Genomic DNA, 17,585 nt, shown 5'->3' with positions numbered 1-17,585 from the left:
CCTTGTACATATTTAGATACTGTAATACCATGAAAAAACAATCTGCACTCTGGTGCTTACTTCTCTTATTGACGATAGTAGCATGCACTGCCACATCCCCCCGGAAAGAAACCGGAGAATGGGCAAAAGTACCCGGAATACTAAAAAATATCGTACCGCCTGCATTTGCCGATACGATTTATGATGTGACCGAATACGGAGCAAAAGACGATACAGCTTTCGACAGCCGTCCCGCCATCCTGAAAGCCATCAATCAATGTAACACCGATGGCGGCGGTACCGTACTGATTCCCGCGGGAAACTATTTCATCAAAGGAGCCATTACGCTGAAAAGTAACATCAACCTGCACATCGCCGAGGGTGCACGTCTGGAATTCTCTACCGAAGCCGCCGACTACCTTCCTATGGTACTGACTAAATGGGAAGGAACGGAATGCTTCAACTACTCTCCCTTTATCTACGCATACCAGTGCACAAATGTCGCAGTAACCGGCAAAGGTACTATCGACGGAAACGGTTCGGTGACCTTCAACGACTGGCATGCCATACAAGGCCCTGCCGTAGACCGTCTGCGCCAAATGGGCATCGATTCCGTTCCGGTCTACGAACGCGTATTCGGCGAAGGACATTATCTACGTCCTTGTATGATACAATTTTACGGTTGCAAAAACGTATTGGTGGAAGACTTGAAGATATACGATTCTCCTTTCTGGATTATCCACCCCGTATTCTGTGACAACGTAACCGTACGAAACGTATATATCGACAGTAATAACTACAACAATGACGGCTGCGACCCGGAATCCAGCACCAACGTACTGATAGAGGGAATGGACTTCAATGTAGGCGACGACGGCATCGCCATCAAATCCGGACGCGACCAGGACGGCTGGCGCATCGGACAGGCTACGGAAAATGTCATCATCCGCAACTGCCACTTCGCACGTTGGGCCATCACTATCGGAAGCGAGATGTCCGGCGGAGTACGAAATATCTATATCGAAGACTGCAAGATAGACAGTTGCCGCAATGGCATATACTTCAAGTCCAACTTAGACAGAGGGGGTTATTTTGAGAATTTGAATATGCGCCGCATTGAAGCGGATGTCTGTCTATGGGGTGTCATCAATTTCCGTACAAACTATCACGGATACCGGGGCGGCAATCATCCTACATTGTTCCGTAACATCTGCATTGAAGATGTAACCTGCAACCGTGTGGACAGCGTGGCTCTCATGGCTAACGGACTGCCCGAAGCCAAGCTGTACGACATCACCTTGAGAAATATAACCGTAAAGAAAGCCCCGAAAGCCATCCAAATGGAAAATGTGGTAAATCTGACATTGGATAACGTGACGGTTAACGGAAAGGCGGTAACCGCTCCCTGATTAAATCAGACTATTCTTTCATTATCAACACGGTTGCATAAGCGGATATACCTTCCTCCCGTCCGGTAAAGCCCAGTTTTTCCGTGGTAGTGGCCTTTATGGAAATATCATCTTCATCAATCCCCATTACAGCGGAAAGAGTTTGCTGCATGGCAGGTATATTCGCTTTCAGTTTAGGACGTTCGGCACAAATTGTCGCATCGATATTACCGACAGAATAACCTCTGTCACCTATCAGCTCTACCGTTTTCTTCAACAGAATCTTGCTATCTATGTTTTTGAACTCACCTGCCGTATCTGGAAAGTGATAACCTATATCACGCATATTCGCCGCCCCCAGCAATGCATCACAAATGGCGTGTATCAATACGTCGGCATCCGAATGTCCCAACAGACCTTTCTCATGTTCCAAACGCACGCCACCCAACCAAAGTTCTCTGCCTGCCACCAATTGGTGAACATCAAAGCCAAAGCCAACACGTATCTTCATATCTTTTTGATTCTTTTGTTTTGACACAATAAGCAACCGAAATCAGCGAATATAGAAATCGAGCAGTTTTTCTTCTCCCAGATAACCTTGCAAATGCTGCCCGATACCGACAGGTCCTACACCGGCCGGCGTACCCGTAAACAATAAGTCGCCAATCTTCAAAGTCATGAAGCGACTGACGTAGGCTATTATATCATCTATCTTGAAAAGCATATCTGCCGTATTACCGCGCTGCACTTCCTTACCGTCTATATCAAGATGAAAATCCAGCTTCTGTAAGTCACCGCCGGCTTGTTCCGGAGAAATGAACGTACCGATAGCCGCCGAGTTATCAAACCCTTTACACAACTCCCACGGATTGCCGGCCTCACGGAATTTCCTCTGCAAGTCACGGGCAGTAAAATCAATACCTACCGTCACCGCATCATAGTAACGATGAGCAAAGCGCGGAGCGATATTCTTGCCCAGCCTGCAAATACGCACTACAACTTCCGTCTCATAATGCACCTCATTGGAAAAGTCGGGAACAAAAAACGGCTTACCGTCTTTCAGGATGGCCGAATCGGGTTTCATGAAGATAACAGGTTCCTGATTTATTTGAGTATGCCCCAGCTCCTTATTATGCCGTGCATAGTTCATCCCTACCGCAATAATCTTCATTACTTTATTTCATTAAAGTTCAAACGGTTAAACATAACAGCCAGATGTGCATACAACGAGGTGTTCTGAACTACTATATCTTCCGGCACGCGGATACGGAACGGAGTAAAGTTCCATACGGCCTTAATGCCGCCGGCCACCATAGTATCCGTAATGGTCTGCGCAATCTCGATAGGTACTGTCAACACACCGATATTGACATCATATTCGCGCATTTTCTTCTCAAAGTCATTGGAGTGATAAATAGGAATGCCATTCAAGGTCGTACCCACCAAATCCGGGTTTACATCGAACGCCGCTACAATCTCCAACCCGAAATGATTCAAACCGGAGTCGCGCAACAACGCGCCTCCCAGGCTTCCTACGCCGAAAAGAAAAGCTTTATGTATATTGGTAAATCCCAGAAAATCTTCCAATACAGCAATCAACGTATCTATCTCATACCCCACACGAGTACGGCCGGAGATATTGACATACGACAAATCCTTTGCTATCTGGGAAGCATCAATATTGATTTCTTTGGAGATTTGAGTAGAGGAAACAAAGCGTTCACCTTTCTTTCTAAGCAACTTTACATTGGAAAGGTACCACGGAAGCCGGCGCAAGGTAGGTTCCGGCACCTTCATGGAGTCTTTCTTTTGTAACTGATTGTTCATAGTCTTCCCTTTAAGTTCTCAATATTATGACTGACAAAAGTAGTGCTTTTTTTCTAATCTATAACATATCTATGACAAAAGGTTAACATTATTTCTACCTATGATTGCAAACTTCCCTATAAAACCGTATTTTTGAACTCCTTTTCACAGACAATTAAAATAGATATATATGGCTAAGAATCCAAAAGACAACGACTGGAAAGACAGACTGAACGTGGTGTACTCCACCAACCCCGACTTCAATTACGAAATGGACGATGAAGAAGAGCAAGCCACTCTCCAACCTTCCCAACAGCGTCTGCGCGTACAATTGGACCGCAAGAACCGGGGTGGTAAAGTCGTAACTCTCATTACCGGATTTGTCGGTACGGAAGATGATTTGAAAGAATTGGGCAAGTTCCTTAAAAGTAAATGCGGCGTGGGCGGAAGCGCCAAAGACGGAGAAGTCATTGTACAAGGAGACTTTAAACAAAAAGTGCTGGAATTACTGAAGAAAGAGGGATATACACAAACCAAACCGGTGGGGTAACCTGCTTCCGCTTTAAAAACATAATAAATAAATAAAAACGGCCGCTATGAATATTTCCATGCGACCGTTTCTATTTATTTCTATTCGTACAGAATTATTCAGCACGCAAAGTGAAACGCTTGAAGTCGACGATCTTCAGTTCAGGATCAGCTTCTTTCAGCACTTCTCTTACTGTCTTCTTAGCATCCATGATGTCTTCCTGGTTCAGCAAGCAAACTTCTTTCAAGAATTTACCCAGACGACCCTTAGCGATGTTCTGAATCATCTGTTCGGGCAAGTTAGCAGCCTTTTCAGCGGAAACGGTAGCGATGATTTCTTTAGCTTTTGCCACGTCTTCAGCTGTAATCCAGCCCTTAGCCATGTTGCTTTCCATGTGGTCTTCGCTGTCTACGTGAGCCGGGTTGATATTCGCTTTCTTCAAAGCAGCCTCAACAGCCTTCTGTACTTGTTCAGCTTTTGTCTTCTCGATGGCAACATCGATTTCTTTCTGCTTAACTTCCTCAGATACGCCGTCTTCATCGATAGCCAACGGATTCATAGCGGCAATCTGCATAGCTACTTGCTTAGCCAACTGCTCGTTTACTTCCTTGTTGAAAGCAACGATTGTACAAAGACCGTTTCTGTTCATGTGGTTGTACACAACAGTGGTTGTACCCTCTACGGTCAGATAACCGTCGAGTTCCATTTTCTCGCCTGTAATACCGCTACGGTCTGTTACAGCATCCTGTACGGTACCGTTACCCATCGGCAACGCTTTCACTTCATCCAAAGTCTTGCACTTGTTGGCGACAGCGAGATCAAGGATATCCTGAGTCAGTTTCACGAAGTCAGCATTCTGAGCAACGAAGTCGGTTTCGCACTTCAAAGCGATGATAACCGCAAAGTCACCGGTAGTCTTAGCCAAAACGCAACCTTCAGAAGCTTCACGGTCTGAACGCTTAGCGGCAACAGCCTGTCCCTTCTTACGGATAATTTCCATTGCCTTGTCGAAATCGCCTTCAGCATCATTCAATGCATTCTTGCAATCCATCATACCAGCACCGGTCATTTTACGGAGCTTGGTTATATCAGCCATACTTACAGCCATAATATCTTTCCTTTATATTTTAGTTAATAAATATCGTTCTAAAAAGCGAAAAAGAGCTGAGAATAGAGAATTGAGAATTGCCGTAAAGTAACTCTCAACTTTCAATTCTCAACTCTCGGTTCTATGATTTAAGCCTCTTCGTCTTCCTTGATGAAAGCGGCAGCTTTGGCTGCGTTGATTGCTTCCTCGTCAGACTTGTCGAGTCTTGCTTTTGTAGCTTTCTTCTTGCCTTTGTTGGCAGGAGCTTCGCCGGCGGCTTCCATATCTACCTTTTCAGCCTTACGTTCTTCCAAACCTTCCTGCATAGCGGCGCAGCAAGCATCCAAGATAACTTCTACCGACTTGGTAGCGTCATCATTTGCCGGAATAACGAAATCGATGTTTGTAGGATCGGAGTTGGTATCAACGATACCGAATACCGGAATACCCAAACGGTTAGCTTCGCGAACTGCAATATTCTCTTTCATTACGTCGATAACGAACAAAGCGGACGGCAGACGAGTCAGGTCGGCGATAGAGCCCAAAGTCTTGTCCAACTTAGCGCGTTGACGGGAGATTTGCAGAATTTCTCTCTTAGAGAGGTTAGAATAAGTACCATCGTTAGTCAACTTATCGATAGTAGCCATCTTCTTCACAGCCTTACGGATTGTCGGGAAGTTAGTCAACATACCACCCGGCCAGCGCTCGATTACATAAGGCATATTTACAGATGCAGCCTTGTCGGCAACCAGTAGCAACAAACAGGACTTTCTTTCCTGATTTAGCGATTTGCTTCAAAGCTTCAGCAGCTTCGTCAATTTTAGCAACCGTCTTGTTGAGGTCAATGATATGAATACCATTGCGCTCCATGAAGATATAAGGAGCCATTGCAGGGTTCCACTTTCTTTTCAAGTGACCGAAGTGACAACCGGCTTCCAATAATGTATCAAAATTTGTTCTTGACATTTTGTTTTAATCTTTAAATCGTTTACTTTCTTTTTTGTTTTTTCTAAACCAACCGCCGGGTAGCCTATCCAGATGAAGAGTCCCGGTAGTTTAGATACTAAACGCTTTTTCAGTTGAGAGTTGAGAGGTGAAAGTCGAGAATTAAGCAACTTGTCCGCCCCTTCAGTTGAGAGTTGAGAGGTGAAAGTCGAGAATTAAGCAACTTGTCCGCCCCAACCGTTCTCCAACTCTTAACGTTTACTGAACTGGAATCTACGACGAGCTTTCGGCTGTCCCGGTTTCTTACGTTCAACAGAACGGGGATCGCGGGTCATGAAGCCTTCAGCGCGGAGAGCAGCCTTGTCTTCAGCATTGATTTTCACCAGCGCGCGAGCGATTGCAAGACGCAATGCCTGAGACTGACCGGTAAAACCGCCACCGCAGAGGTTTACTTTGATGTCGTACTTTTCAGCAACACCCAGTTTGTTCAACGGTTGTTTCACTACATACTGAAGAATGCTTGATGGAAAGTACTCTGCGAGGTCTCTCTTGTTAATAGTAATCTTTCCAGTACCTTCGCATAGTAATCTTTCCAGTACCTTCGCTTACGAAAATACGTGCAATTGCACTTTTACGTCTGCCTAATGCATTTACTACTTCCATTATCTCTTATTTAAGTGCGTTAATATCAATCATTTTCGGGCTCTGAGCTTCATGTTTGTGCTCGCTGCCTGCATAAACGTACATATTGCCCAGCAATTGAGCACCCAGTTTATTCTTAGGCAACATACCCTTTACTACTTTTCTCAGCAACTTGTCATCACCGTTCGGTTTTGCCTGCAAACGAGCAGGAGTGATTTCTCTCTGACCGCCGGGATAGCCTGTATATGACAGATATACCTTGTCATTCCATTTGTTACCGGTTAATTTTACTTTGTCGGCGTTGATAATGATTACATTATCGCCACAATCTACGTGAGGAGTAAAGTTTGGTTTATACTTTCCTCTCAACAGTTTCGCAACTTTCGCGCCCAGACGACCCAATACTTGATCCGTAGCGTCAACAATGACCCATTCTTTAGTCACTGTAGCTTTGTTTGCAGAAATGGTCTTGTAACTTAAAGTATCCACTCTTAATTGTTTTTTTAAATGTTACTACTAAATGTTTTGCTTCACCACGAATTAACCGCCTCGGACAAAGGGAGATTAACTCGCTATGAATTAAATGCTTATCCTTATGAGATAATAATCGGCTTGCAAAGGTACGGATTTTCTTATAACTGGCAAACGTTTTCTTCTTTTTTTTAAATTGCACTTGGCTGATATACAACAAAAAGAAATTATCTTCCGAAGAAATAAAAATATCCCCGGAAGATAATTTCAAAAGTTCCCGCCCGCGCATGCAAACACCTGTAAACAGGACATTCCCGGATTTGCGCAAGGGGTATGAAATGGCATTTGTTTTCTGTTACCGGACAATGTCCTCCGGAAATGCGGATGGCATATTCACCCGTTTCCAGGTTTCATGAAACCATGTATTCAGTTCATTTCCGTTTAAATCTTTTGCGATAAAATATTTCAGATACATCACACCGCCCTCACCCATTTCAAATTCAAGGATATTATCCTTATTATCCAACATAGGCAGATGGATGTTCTTCTCGATGCTTTCCTTATAGGCCGTGCCCGATATTTGCCGATAGGTGCCATACCCCGTAATAATGGCGTCCGCACCGGGTCGTATCGTGAAATTAACAATACGGCCGTCATCGCTCAGCACCTTAAATGTATTGCTCGGCTTCAATATTCCGGGAATATCCGGATTTTCGGACACATAATGACACAACTGCCAAATACCTTCCAGATGCGCCGGCTCGAAAACAGCCTTATCCTGCGCCCGGACTCCTGTTACCGCAAGCAGCACCGCCGCCAGCATGGTAAAGAAATAACTCTTTTTCATATTCGTATGATATTGGTTAACGCTATGTCATTCCTGTTGACACAAATATAAAGATTTATTTTGAGAAAATAACAGTTTATCGCATAAAAAAGCCCGCATAAACCAAAGTTTATGCGGGCTTATCCGTTAAAGATATTCTATTCCGTTCTCCATCGATTAGAACTCCGCATTGCGCGGAGTACGCGGGAACGGTATCACGTCACGAATATTAGTCATACCGGTTACGAACAGCAACAGACGCTCAAAGCCTAATCCGAAACCTGAGTGCGGACACGTACCGAACTTACGGGTATCAAGATACCACCACATATCTTTCATCGGGATATGAAGCTCCTCGATACGGTTCATCAGTTTAGCGTAGTCGGACTCACGCTCGGAACCTCCGATAATCTCGCCAATCTTCGGGAAGAGTACGTCCATGGCACGTACCGTTTTACCGTCGTCGTTCTGTTTCATATAGAACGCCTTGATTTCTTTCGGATAATCCGTCAGGATAACCGGACGCTTGAAGTGCTCTTCCACCAAATAACGCTCGTGTTCGGAAGCCAGGTCGACGCCCCAGTATACGGGGAACTCGAACTTATGTCCCTTCGCTACGGCTTCTTCCAGAATCTTGATACCTTCCGTATAAGGCAGACGAACGAAGCTTTCTTTCAGAACACCCTGCAGACGTTCTACCAAGCCCTTGTCAAACATATCGTTCAAGAACTTCACGTCATCGGCGCAGTTATCCAAAGCCCACTGTACGCAGAACTTGATGAATTCTTCCGCCAAGTCCATGTTATCGGCAATGTCGTTGAACGCGACTTCCGGCTCAACCATCCAGAACTCCGCCAAGTGACGGGGAGTATTGGAGTTTTCGGCGCGGAACGTAGGTCCGAACGTATAGATAGCGCCCAATGCCGTAGCGGCGAGCTCACCTTCCAACTGGCCGGAAACCGTCAGGCTGGCCTGTTTGCCGAAGAAATCGTCATCGTAGATAATGGAACCGTTTTCATCTTTCTTCAAATCATACAGGTTCATCGTAGTAACCTGGAACATCTGTCCGGCGCCTTCACAGTCAGAACCCGTAATGATAGGCGTATGGAAATAGAAGAACCCTTTCTTATGGAAGAACTCATGAATGGCGATAGCCATATTGTGACGAATGCGGAACACAGCGCCGAACGTATTCGTACGCGGACGCAGATGGGCTATCTCACGAAGGAACTCCATAGAGTGTCCCTTTTTCTGCAAAGGATATGTATTGTCGCAAGTTCCCAACACTTCGATTTCACGAGCCTGGATTTCGGCTTTCTGACCGGAGCCTACCGATTCCGTCAGCACGCCGTTCACGCTCAAACAAGCGCCTGTGGTAATATCTTTCAGCATCTCCTCATCGAAGTTCGCCAAATCCACCACAATCTGCACATTATTTATTGTAGAACCGTCGTTCAGCGCGATAAAATTAACTTGCTTACTACCTCTGCGGGTACGAACCCAGCCTTTCACGTTGACCATAGCGCCAAAATCCTCGCGCTTCAACAGGTCAACAATCTTTGTTCTACTAATTTTTTCCATAAAACAGTTATTATACCTTATTATATATATTATTCGAAAGAGCCCATACGCAGGAAGTTTACCTCCGGTTCAGTGAGGTAACGCCACTCGCCGCGACGCAAGCCTTTCTTGGTTAAGCCGGCAAAGAATACACGGTCCAGTTTCACAACCTTATATCCCAGCGATTCGAAAATACGACGCACGATACGGTTCTTACCGGAGTGGATTTCTATGCCCACCTCATCTTTTTTGAATTCATCAGTGTAACTGATAGCATCCGCCTGGATTTCACCGTCATCCAACTGAATACCGGCCGCAATCTGCTCCATATCGGCTTTAGTCAGATTCTTATCCAAGTGCACATGATATATTTTCTTTTTCAGATACTTGGGATGAGTCAGCTTGGAAGCCAGGTCACCGTCGTTCGTCAGCAACAATACTCCCGTAGTATTACGGTCCAGACGACCTACCGGATAGATACGTTCGTCGCAAGCGCCTTTCACCAAATCCATTACAGTACGACGCGCCTGCGGATCATCGGAAGTTGTCACCGTATCTTTCGGTTTGTTCAACAGAACATATATCTTACGTTCGATGCTGACCGTCTGATCGTGGAACTTCACTTCATCGCCACGCTTAATCTTAGTACCCAATTCCGTAACCACCTCTCCGTTTACAGACACTACACCGGCTGTAATAAACTCATCCGCTTCACGACGCGAGCACACACCGGCATTAGCCAGGAACTTATTCAGACGAATCGGTTCGTTCGGGTCGACAAACTGTTCCTTATACTCTATCTGTTTCTTCTTGCTGTACTTGGCATTGGGATCGTAATCCCCCGTACGGCGAATCGGGCGGCTGTAACTATCCCTGTTGCCATAAGGGCGTTGAGGACGGTCGCCATTCGAGTTATAGCGCGGACGGAAAGGACGGTCGCCACCGGCATTGTTACCGTAAGGACGCTGAGGACGGTCGCCGCCTTCGCTGTTATAACGGGGACGGTAAGGACGGTCACCACCGGCATTGTTGCCGTAAGGACGCTGAGGACGGTCACTACCTTCGCTGTTATAGCGGGGACGGTAAGGACGGTCACCACCGGCATTATTGCCGTAAGGACGTTGGGGACGGTCGCCGCCTTCGCTGTTATAGCGGGGACGGTAAGGACGGTCACCGCCGGCATTATTACCGTAAGAGCGTTGGGGGCGGTCGCCGCCTTCACTGTTATAGCGGGGACGGTAAGGACGATCGGTATTATAAGAACGCTGAGGGCGGTCGCCATTCTCCGCATTCGGATTAAAACGCGGACGGTAAGGGCGGTCACTGCCGTAAGAACGTTGCGGACGATCGCCGTTTTCACCATTAAATTTCGGACGATAAGGGCGGTCCCCATTTTCACGGTTATAAGACGGGCGGCTATAGCTTCCCTCTCTGTTAAATTGGTTACCATCACGGCCGGCGCCTGAGTTCTCCTCTGAGGAAGAAGCATCACGCCAAGTTTCATTTTCTGTACTCATTGTTTTTTTATTCGAATAAAATTAAACCTACTGGCCTCACGGCCATTCTTTCTTTATCTCTGATTACCTTTTCTTTTATTTTAGCTTATAAACAAATTCCGGATTAAAAAGTTGAATATTCCGGACTCTCTTGTCGCTTCTTAAAGCCCCGTATATGTATGGGGAGTAATTGCACGTAATTCTTTCTTTATCTCTTCGCTTACATTCAATTCTTCGATGAATTCTTTAATAGAATTCTCAGTGATAGCCTGATTGGTACGCGTCAACGCTTTCAGCGCCTCGTAAGGATGCGGATAGGCCTCACGGCGCAGGATTGTCTGGATGGCCTCGGCCACGACACTCCAGCAGTTATCCAAATCGCGGTAGATAGCCGTTTCGTTCAACAGCAGCTTACGCAATCCTTTCAATGAACTCTGAATGGCAATTACGATATGCCCGAACGGAACACCCACGTTACGCAATACGGTAGAGTCCGTCAAGTCGCGCTGCAGACGTGACACCGGCAACTTCACGGCCAGATGCTCCAGAATAGCGTTCGCTATCCCCAGATTACCTTCGGCATTCTCAAAGTCAATCGGATTTACCTTATGCGGCATTGCGCTCGAACCGACCTCGCCCGCCTTAATCTTCTGCTTGAAGTATTCCATGGAGATATACTGCCAGAAGTCACGGTTCATATCAATCATCACCGTATTAATGCGCTTCATCGCATCGAAGACAGCGGACAGATTATCATAATTGGAAATCTGGGTCGTATACTCCTCACGCTCCAATCCCAGCTTCTCCGCAACAAACTTATTACCGAAAGCCTTCCAGTCATATTCCGGATAAGCCACATGATGCGCATTGTAATTTCCCGTAGCACCGCCAAACTTGGCGGTAACCGGGCAAGCCTTCAGTGCAGCCAGCTGGCGTTCCAAACGGTATACAAACACCATTACCTCTTTTCCCAAACGAGTAGGAGAAGCCGGCTGTCCGTGTGTCTTGGCAAGCATAGGAATGTTCGCCCACTCTTCCGCATAAGCACGGAGTTGCGCTATCAGTTCCTCTATCTGAGGGTAATACACCTGCTCCAATGCCTCTTTGACAGACAAAGGAATAGAAGTATTGTTGATATCCTGTGAAGTCAGTCCGAAGTGGATAAACTCTTTATAGTCGTCCATTCCGCCCAGCTTATCAAATTCTTCTTTCAAAAAATATTCAACAGCCTTTACGTCATGGTTAGTCACGCTTTCAATATCCTTGATACGTCCGGCATCGGCTTCTGAAAAATTGCGGTAAATGTTTCTCAATGTTTCGAACACACCCTTATCCACCCCTTTCAACTGGGGTAAAGGCAGTTCACACAAGGTTATAAAATATTCCACTTCAACCTGTACACGGTATTTTATCAGTGCGAATTCTGAGAAATAGGCGGCCAAAGCATCCGTCTTGCCCCTGTATCGACCGTCAATCGGAGAGATTGCGGTAAGTAAATCAAGTTCCATACGTCGTATTTATGATAATTATCGGGCTGCAAAATTACGGCTTTTTTCCGAGTAATAAGGTATAAAGAAGAAATAAATTACAAAAATGAAGTCGCAGGACAAAAAAATAGCCTTGCATGATATACGCAAAGCTATTTTCAATAAAAACTACACTGTGGGCGTTGACGGATTCGAACCGCCGACCCTCTGCTTGTAAGGCAGATGCTCTGAACCAGCTGAGCTAAACGCCCTTTTGATGTACGGAAGTGTTTGGGCCGACCCTCTGCTTGTAAGGCAGATGCTCTGAACCAGCTGAGCTAAACGCCCGTACACTTCCGTTTCAAAAGCGATGCAAAGGTACAGCTTATTTTGAAACTACCAAAACTTTCGCCATCTATTTTGCAAGTTTTTTTTCACACAATACCGACTGTTATTGAAATTCAAGCAATTAGCCTCATCACTTTTTTACTTCATTTTTTCGGATTACCCTTGCCGGATTCCCAACGGCTACACAATCGGACGGAATATCTTTTGTCACTACACTCCCCGCACCTATAATACAACGGTCGCCAATGGTTACCCCGGGACAAATAACAGTGCCGCCGCCAATCCAGCAATCTTCACCTATCGTCACCGGATAGGCGTGTTCCTGCTCCACACGCCGTTCCAGATAATCAAACGGATGCTGAGGGGTGTAAATCTGCACACAAGGTCCTATCAGCGTATACGCTCCGATAGTGATGTAACCACCGTCCAGGAAAGTACAATTGGAATTGATAAAGACATGTTCCCCAAGACGGATACCGTCACCATGGTCGCAACAGAAAGGCGGCCAAATAGTTGCGGAAGCGGGAATACCGGGTATCAATTCTTCCAATACGCTCCGGCATTCTTCATCATAACCGCTCGTGGCATTCAGTCTCAGCAACAGTTTTTTCGCACGTTTAAAACGCTCCTGAATTTCCGGAGAAGCAGTATTCGCCAATTGCGAGCTTCTCATTTTATCTACCTCACTCATATTCTTATCCTAATTGCTTTTCATTGCAAATATACTACAAACCATTACATGTATGCAACAACGCTGTCAGCCTTTCCATCCAATCTTCATCGGGAGCTACATGTAACCCGCGTATGCCAAGCGCTTCCGCAGCCCTGATATTCTTTAAGCTGTCATCTACGAATATCGTTTCTTCGGCTTTCATACCGTCAGCGGCCAACGCTTTAAGAAAAATATCAGGTTCAGGCTTGTAAGCCCGCATTTCATAACTGCAAAACAGTGTGTCGAAGTAATCGCTTATCGGTCTGTGTTCGTCACTGAACTTATCGCTACGGGTAAAAGCCATAATAAACGGGTTGGTATTACTAAGCAGGCAGACGTGGTATTCAGTCCTCAACTTCAACAAGTTATGAAGCCTGTCCACCGGAACATCACGTATAAAGCCCAACCAGCAATACTGCGCTTCATCCCAACTGACAGACTCGCGTCCGGCAGCCTCAGCCATTCTCCGGCAAAACTCGCCGGCGTCGATTTTTCCCGTTTCCACATCCAGGAAAAAACCTTTCTGGCCATATTCACCCATGTAATCATCCGTATTCACTCCCATCGCCCGAAAACGGCGATAAGCCTCTTCCGAATTCTGGCGGAATATCACACCGCCCATATCAAATAATAGATTCTTTATCATACGCCAATGCCTATTTAAGGAAAAGAGGCTGTACAAAACTCTGATAAACATATCATTCTGTCATCAGCTACGCTCTGCACGACAGAATGATAGTGGGATTCGAGTTTGGTACAACCTCTTTATTACAATAACATACCAACCGGCTTATTTATATTCCTGCCAGCTCTTGATTTGGATATCTTCCATTTTCATCTCACAGAAAGCTTCAATGAAAGCGCCTGCCAGACGGGCATTCGTAATCAACGGAATATTGTGGTCGATAGCGCCGCGGCGAATCTTGTAACCGTTAGTCAGCTCGCGTTTGGAATGATTCTTCGGAATATTTACAATCAGGTCGAACTTATGCTCGGCAATCATTGTCATTACATTATTTTCCGCATCGGCACGTTCATCCGGCCAGAACACGGCTTCGGTGCTTACGCCATGCGCATTGAGGAATGCGGCGGTACCTGCCGTAGCGTAAATCTTATACCCCTTCGCAAAAAGCATGCGGCTGGCATCCAGCAAATCCACTTTCGATTTCATCGCGCCGGAAGAGAACATCACACCCTTTTCAGGACGCGGAATCTTGAAGCCGGTAGCAATCATGGAGTTCAGCAACGCTTCGGAGAAGTCATCACCGATACAGCCCACCTCACCCGTAGAGGACATATCCACACCCAATACAGGGTCTGCGTTGTGCAGGCGGGAGAATGAGAACTGGGAAGCCTTCACGCCGATCCAGTCGATGTCGAACGCCGACTTGTCCGGACGGGAATAAGGAGCATCCAGCATAATCTTCGTGGCAGTTTCGATAAAGTTGCGTTTCAGCACTTTAGACACAAACGGGAAACTACGTGAAGCACGCAGGTTACATTCGATAACTTTCACCTCGTTGTTGCGTGCCAGGAACTGGATGTTGAAAGGACCGGAGATATTGAGCTCTTTTGCAATCTGGCGGCTGATTTTCTTGATACGGCGCGCCGTAGCGAAGTAAATCTTCTGCGCCGGGAATACCAGTGTAGCGTCACCGGAGTGTACACCGGCAAACTCAACATGCTCGGAGATGGCATATTCCACCACCTCGCCGTTTTGAGCAACAGCGTCAAACTCAATTTCTTTCGTATTCTGCAGGAACTGGGAAACCACTACCGGATATTCCTTGGAAACCTCGGCAGCCATTTTCAGGAAGTTCTCCAATTCTTCTTCATCGTAGCACACGTTCATCGCAGCGCCGGAAAGCACATACGACGGACGCACCAATACCGGATAACCCACTTTCTCAACGAAGCCCTTCACGTCTTCCAGACTGGTAAGTTCCTGCCAAGCCGGCTGGTCGATACCGAGCTGGTCGAGCATGGCTGAGAACTTGTTACGGTTCTCCGCACGGTCGATAGAGATAGGAGAAGTACCCAGCACAGGAACAGACTGGCGATGAAGCTTCATAGCCAGATTGTTGGGAATCTGTCCGCCCACGGACACGATTACGCCGCGCGGTTGTTCGAGGTCGATAACATCGAGCACACGTTCGAAAGACAGCTCATCGAAGTACAGGCGGTCGCACATATCATAGTCGGTAGACACTGTTTCGGGGTTATAGTTAATCATGATGGATTTGTAACCCAGCTTGCGCGCAGTCTGGATGGCGTTCACCGAACACCAGTCGAACTCTACGGAAGAACCGATGCGGTAAGCGCCCGAACCCAATACAACCACCGATTTCTCATTCTTATAATAGTTCACATCATACCCCTGTACGGCATACGTCATATAGAGGTAGTTCGTCAGCTCCGGATGTTCGGAAGCGATGGTATTGATGCGTTTCACAGCCGGAAGAATACCCAGCTCCTTACGACGGGCGCGCACCATGAGGTTTTCCTTCTCCATATTGCCTTCCGGGCTCAGCACGAAGCGTGCAATCTGGAAGTCAGAGAAACCGAGCACTTTCGCTTCGCGCAGCACGTCGGCCGGAATGTCTTCCACTTTATCATATTGCGAGAGTTTATTCTTATAGTCCACAATGTTCTTCAGCTTGCCGAGGAACCAGGGATCAATTTTCGTCAGTTCGAAGATACGGTCGATTGTATAGCCTTTTTCCAAAGCCTGGGCGATAGCGAACACACGCAGGTCGGTGGGATGAGACAATTCGTGATCCAAATCATCGAATTCCACATCGTCATTGCCTACAAAGCCATGCATGCCCTGGCCTATCATACGCAGACCTTTCTGGATAATTTCCTCGAAAGAGCGGCCGATAGACATGATTTCGCCCACCGACTTCATGCTCGAACCGATTTCGCGAGACACACCCGCAAACTTAGTCAAGTCCCAACGGGGAATTTTACAAATCAGGTAATCCAACTGCGGAGCCTCGTAAGCGGAATTAGGAGTACCCATTTCGCCGATTTGGTCGAGCGTATAGCCCAATGCAATCTTGGCGGCAACGAAAGCGAGCGGATAACCGGTGGCTTTGGACGCCAATGCGGAGGAACGGGACAGACGGGCGTTCACCTCGATTACGCGATAGTCGTTGGTCTCGGCGTTGAACGCATACTGGATGTTACATTCGCCCACGATGCCGAGGTGACGGATACATTTGGTAGAGAGCTCCTGCAACATCTTCACCTGTTCGTCGGTAAGAGAGCAGGTTGGAGCAACCACGATAGACTCACCGGTATGAATGCCCAGCGGGTCGAAGTTTTCCATGCTTGCCACGGTGAAGCAGTGGTCGTTGGCGTCGCGGATTACCTCGAATTCGATTTCCTTCCAGCCTTTCAGGGATTCTTCCACCAGAATTTGCTTGGAGAACGTGAAAGAACTTTCAGCCAGCTTGACAAACGCTTCCTCGTCCGGACAGATACCGCTGCCTAAGCCGCCCAAAGCGTATGCCGAACGCACCATTACCGGATAGCCGATTTCGCGGGCAGCCTTCAGGGCGTCTTCCATGCTTTCCACGGCGTGGCTCTTCGGAGTTTTCATAGGAATCTCATCCAGCTTCTTCACAAAGAGGTCGCGGTCTTCCGTATACATGATAGCCTCTACCGAAGTACCCAATACACGTACGCCGTATTTTTGCAAAGTACCGTTCAGGTAAAGTTCCGTACCGCAGTTCAGTGCAGTCTGTCCGCCGAAAGCCAACAGGATACCGTCCGGCTGCTCTTTCTTAATGATTTCTTCTACGAAATAAGGAGTTACCGGCAAGAAGTAAACTTTATCGGCAATACCTTCCGACGTCTGGATTGTAGCAATATTCGGGTTAACCAATACCGAACCCACACCTTCTTCGCGCAAAGCCTTCAAAGCCTGCGAGCCGGAATAGTCAAACTCCCCGGCCTGACCGATCTTGAGCGCACCTGAGCCCAAGACAAGCACTTTCTTCAAATTCTTTTCCATATTCTCTTGTTGTCTATTAAGTTCATTCTTCACGTTCCGGCACAAAAAAAATGCGTTACCCGAATAAGGATTAACGCATTACCAAAGAACTAAAAATATCGTTTTCGAAAAAAGAGAAACCGACAGCCAGCGAATGAAATTCATTCGAACGTAGGTTGTATGTACTTCTCTTTTCCTGCGGTTGCATAGTTATCTCTAAAATTTTTGCAAAGTAACGACTTATTTACGATTTGAGCAAATTAATCAAAAGAATAAATTTCTTATCCGAAAAGAATAGTTACTTTTGTTGCAACGCAATCTTAGAATTAAACT

General features: G+C 46.5%; 14 protein-coding genes, 1 tRNA gene and 2 pseudogenes. 2 read left to right on the top strand and 15 right to left on the bottom strand.

Annotated elements, in window-relative coordinates; all coding sequences use genetic code 11:
- Nucleotides 1-29 precede the first annotated feature (29 nt).
- The gene (locus tag BHV73_RS01315; RefSeq protein WP_009122787.1) at nucleotides 30-1,388 is read left to right on the top strand and encodes a glycoside hydrolase family 28 protein; all 1,359 of its coding nucleotides are present in this window, start codon (nucleotides 30-32) and stop codon (nucleotides 1,386-1,388) included.
- 10 nt (nucleotides 1,389-1,398) lie between these two features.
- Here the strand turns inward: BHV73_RS01315 and ispF are convergent, their stop codons facing one another.
- The 3 genes from ispF to BHV73_RS01300 are packed head-to-tail and all read right to left on the bottom strand — an operon-like array spanning nucleotide 1,399 to nucleotide 3,194.
- Nucleotides 1,399-1,878: a 2-C-methyl-D-erythritol 2,4-cyclodiphosphate synthase gene (ispF, locus tag BHV73_RS01310; RefSeq protein WP_087412963.1), complete on the bottom strand. Its 480-nt coding sequence runs from the start codon at nucleotides 1,876-1,878 to the stop codon at nucleotides 1,399-1,401.
- A 42-nt stretch (nucleotides 1,879-1,920) separates the two neighbouring features.
- Entirely contained in the window at nucleotides 1,921-2,538 is a 618-nt protein-coding gene (locus BHV73_RS01305) for a fumarylacetoacetate hydrolase family protein (RefSeq protein WP_087426945.1), read from the bottom strand.
- Nucleotides 2,538-3,194, bottom strand: a complete 657-nt coding sequence (locus BHV73_RS01300) for a redox-sensing transcriptional repressor Rex (protein ID WP_009122790.1) — start codon at nucleotides 3,192-3,194, stop codon at nucleotides 2,538-2,540. Before BHV73_RS01300 ends, BHV73_RS01305 begins: the two co-directional genes overlap by 1 nt.
- A 169-nt stretch (nucleotides 3,195-3,363) precedes the next feature.
- On the opposite strand from BHV73_RS01300, the gene BHV73_RS01295 reads away from it, so the two are divergent.
- Complete coding sequence (locus BHV73_RS01295) at nucleotides 3,364-3,723, top strand: translation initiation factor (protein ID WP_087412878.1); 360 nt, start codon at nucleotides 3,364-3,366, stop codon at nucleotides 3,721-3,723.
- Nucleotides 3,724-3,817: 94 nt separating this feature from the next.
- On the opposite strand, the gene tsf is transcribed toward BHV73_RS01295, so the two are convergent.
- From tsf to carB, 12 genes and pseudogenes are all read right to left on the bottom strand, one after another.
- Nucleotides 3,818-4,810: a translation elongation factor Ts gene (gene tsf, locus BHV73_RS01290; RefSeq protein ID WP_009122792.1), complete on the bottom strand. Its 993-nt coding sequence runs from the start codon at nucleotides 4,808-4,810 to the stop codon at nucleotides 3,818-3,820.
- 128 nt (nucleotides 4,811-4,938) lie between these two features.
- Nucleotides 4,939-5,755 (bottom strand): annotated as a pseudogene (gene rpsB / locus BHV73_RS01285) (30S ribosomal protein S2).
- A gap of 230 nt (nucleotides 5,756-5,985) precedes the next feature.
- Nucleotides 5,986-6,397 (bottom strand): annotated as a pseudogene (gene rpsI, locus BHV73_RS01280) (30S ribosomal protein S9).
- A gap of 6 nt (nucleotides 6,398-6,403) precedes the next feature.
- Nucleotides 6,404-6,865, bottom strand: a complete 462-nt coding sequence (rplM, locus tag BHV73_RS01275; RefSeq protein ID WP_004288303.1) for a 50S ribosomal protein L13 — start codon at nucleotides 6,863-6,865, stop codon at nucleotides 6,404-6,406.
- 337 nt (nucleotides 6,866-7,202) lie between these two features.
- Nucleotides 7,203-7,694, bottom strand: a complete 492-nt coding sequence (locus BHV73_RS01270; RefSeq protein ID WP_009122795.1) for a DUF4488 domain-containing protein — start codon at nucleotides 7,692-7,694, stop codon at nucleotides 7,203-7,205.
- Between the two features lie 156 nt (nucleotides 7,695-7,850).
- Nucleotides 7,851-9,254, bottom strand: a complete 1,404-nt coding sequence (gene asnS / locus BHV73_RS01265; RefSeq protein ID WP_009122796.1) for an asparagine--tRNA ligase — start codon at nucleotides 9,252-9,254, stop codon at nucleotides 7,851-7,853.
- A 29-nt stretch (nucleotides 9,255-9,283) separates the two neighbouring features.
- A complete protein-coding gene (locus tag BHV73_RS01260) occupies nucleotides 9,284-10,750 on the bottom strand; it encodes a pseudouridine synthase (RefSeq protein ID WP_039950981.1) in 1,467 nt (488 codons plus the stop codon).
- Nucleotides 10,751-10,890: 140 nt separating this feature from the next.
- Nucleotides 10,891-12,237: an adenylosuccinate lyase gene (purB, locus tag BHV73_RS01255; protein ID WP_009122799.1), complete on the bottom strand. Its 1,347-nt coding sequence runs from the start codon at nucleotides 12,235-12,237 to the stop codon at nucleotides 10,891-10,893.
- Nucleotides 12,238-12,392: 155 nt separating this feature from the next.
- Nucleotides 12,393-12,467, bottom strand: a tRNA-Val gene (locus tag BHV73_RS01250).
- 206 nt (nucleotides 12,468-12,673) lie between these two features.
- Entirely contained in the window at nucleotides 12,674-13,234 is a 561-nt protein-coding gene (locus BHV73_RS01245) for a sugar O-acetyltransferase (protein ID WP_022219439.1), read from the bottom strand.
- 34 nt (nucleotides 13,235-13,268) lie between these two features.
- Entirely contained in the window at nucleotides 13,269-13,901 is a 633-nt protein-coding gene (locus BHV73_RS01240; RefSeq protein WP_281960473.1) for an HAD family hydrolase, read from the bottom strand.
- Nucleotides 13,902-14,045: 144 nt separating this feature from the next.
- A complete protein-coding gene (carB, locus tag BHV73_RS01235) occupies nucleotides 14,046-17,273 on the bottom strand; it encodes a carbamoyl-phosphate synthase (glutamine-hydrolyzing) large subunit (RefSeq protein WP_039951031.1) in 3,228 nt (1,075 codons plus the stop codon).
- Between the last annotated feature and the right edge of the window lie 312 nt (nucleotides 17,274-17,585).

It is taken from the genome of Bacteroides sp. 44_46, from assembly GCF_001915465.1.
GTDB classification, from domain to species: Bacteria; Bacteroidota; Bacteroidia; order Bacteroidales; family Bacteroidaceae; genus Bacteroides; species Bacteroides clarus.
The sequence above is the reverse complement of the archived record's forward strand: the minus strand, read 5'-3'. Positions and strand labels throughout refer to the sequence as shown.

What these genes read in the sequence shown, in the direction of transcription:
- BHV73_RS01315 (WP_009122787.1), top strand. Translation starts at nt 30, where the DNA reads ATGAAAAAACAATCTGCACTCTGGTGCTTACTTCTCTTATTGACGATA.
- ispF (WP_087412963.1), bottom strand. Translation starts at nt 1,878, where the DNA reads ATGAAGATACGTGTTGGCTTTGGCTTTGATGTTCACCAATTGGTGGCA.
- BHV73_RS01305 (WP_087426945.1), bottom strand. Translation starts at nt 2,538, where the DNA reads ATGAAGATTATTGCGGTAGGGATGAACTATGCACGGCATAATAAGGAG.
- BHV73_RS01300 (WP_009122790.1), bottom strand. Translation starts at nt 3,194, where the DNA reads ATGAACAATCAGTTACAAAAGAAAGACTCCATGAAGGTGCCGGAACCT.
- BHV73_RS01295 (WP_087412878.1), top strand. Translation starts at nt 3,364, where the DNA reads ATGGCTAAGAATCCAAAAGACAACGACTGGAAAGACAGACTGAACGTG.
- tsf (WP_009122792.1), bottom strand. Translation starts at nt 4,810, where the DNA reads ATGGCTGTAAGTATGGCTGATATAACCAAGCTCCGTAAAATGACCGGT.
- BHV73_RS01270 (WP_009122795.1), bottom strand. Translation starts at nt 7,694, where the DNA reads ATGAAAAAGAGTTATTTCTTTACCATGCTGGCGGCGGTGCTGCTTGCG.
- asnS (WP_009122796.1), bottom strand. Translation starts at nt 9,254, where the DNA reads ATGGAAAAAATTAGTAGAACAAAGATTGTTGACCTGTTGAAGCGCGAG.
- BHV73_RS01260 (WP_039950981.1), bottom strand. Translation starts at nt 10,750, where the DNA reads ATGAGTACAGAAAATGAAACTTGGCGTGATGCTTCTTCCTCAGAGGAG.
- purB (WP_009122799.1), bottom strand. Translation starts at nt 12,237, where the DNA reads ATGGAACTTGATTTACTTACCGCAATCTCTCCGATTGACGGTCGATAC.
- BHV73_RS01245 (WP_022219439.1), bottom strand. Translation starts at nt 13,234, where the DNA reads ATGAGTGAGGTAGATAAAATGAGAAGCTCGCAATTGGCGAATACTGCT.
- BHV73_RS01240 (WP_281960473.1), bottom strand. Translation starts at nt 13,901, where the DNA reads ATGATAAAGAATCTATTATTTGATATGGGCGGTGTGATATTCCGCCAG.
- carB (WP_039951031.1), bottom strand. Translation starts at nt 17,273, where the DNA reads ATGGAAAAGAATTTGAAGAAAGTGCTTGTCTTGGGCTCAGGTGCGCTC.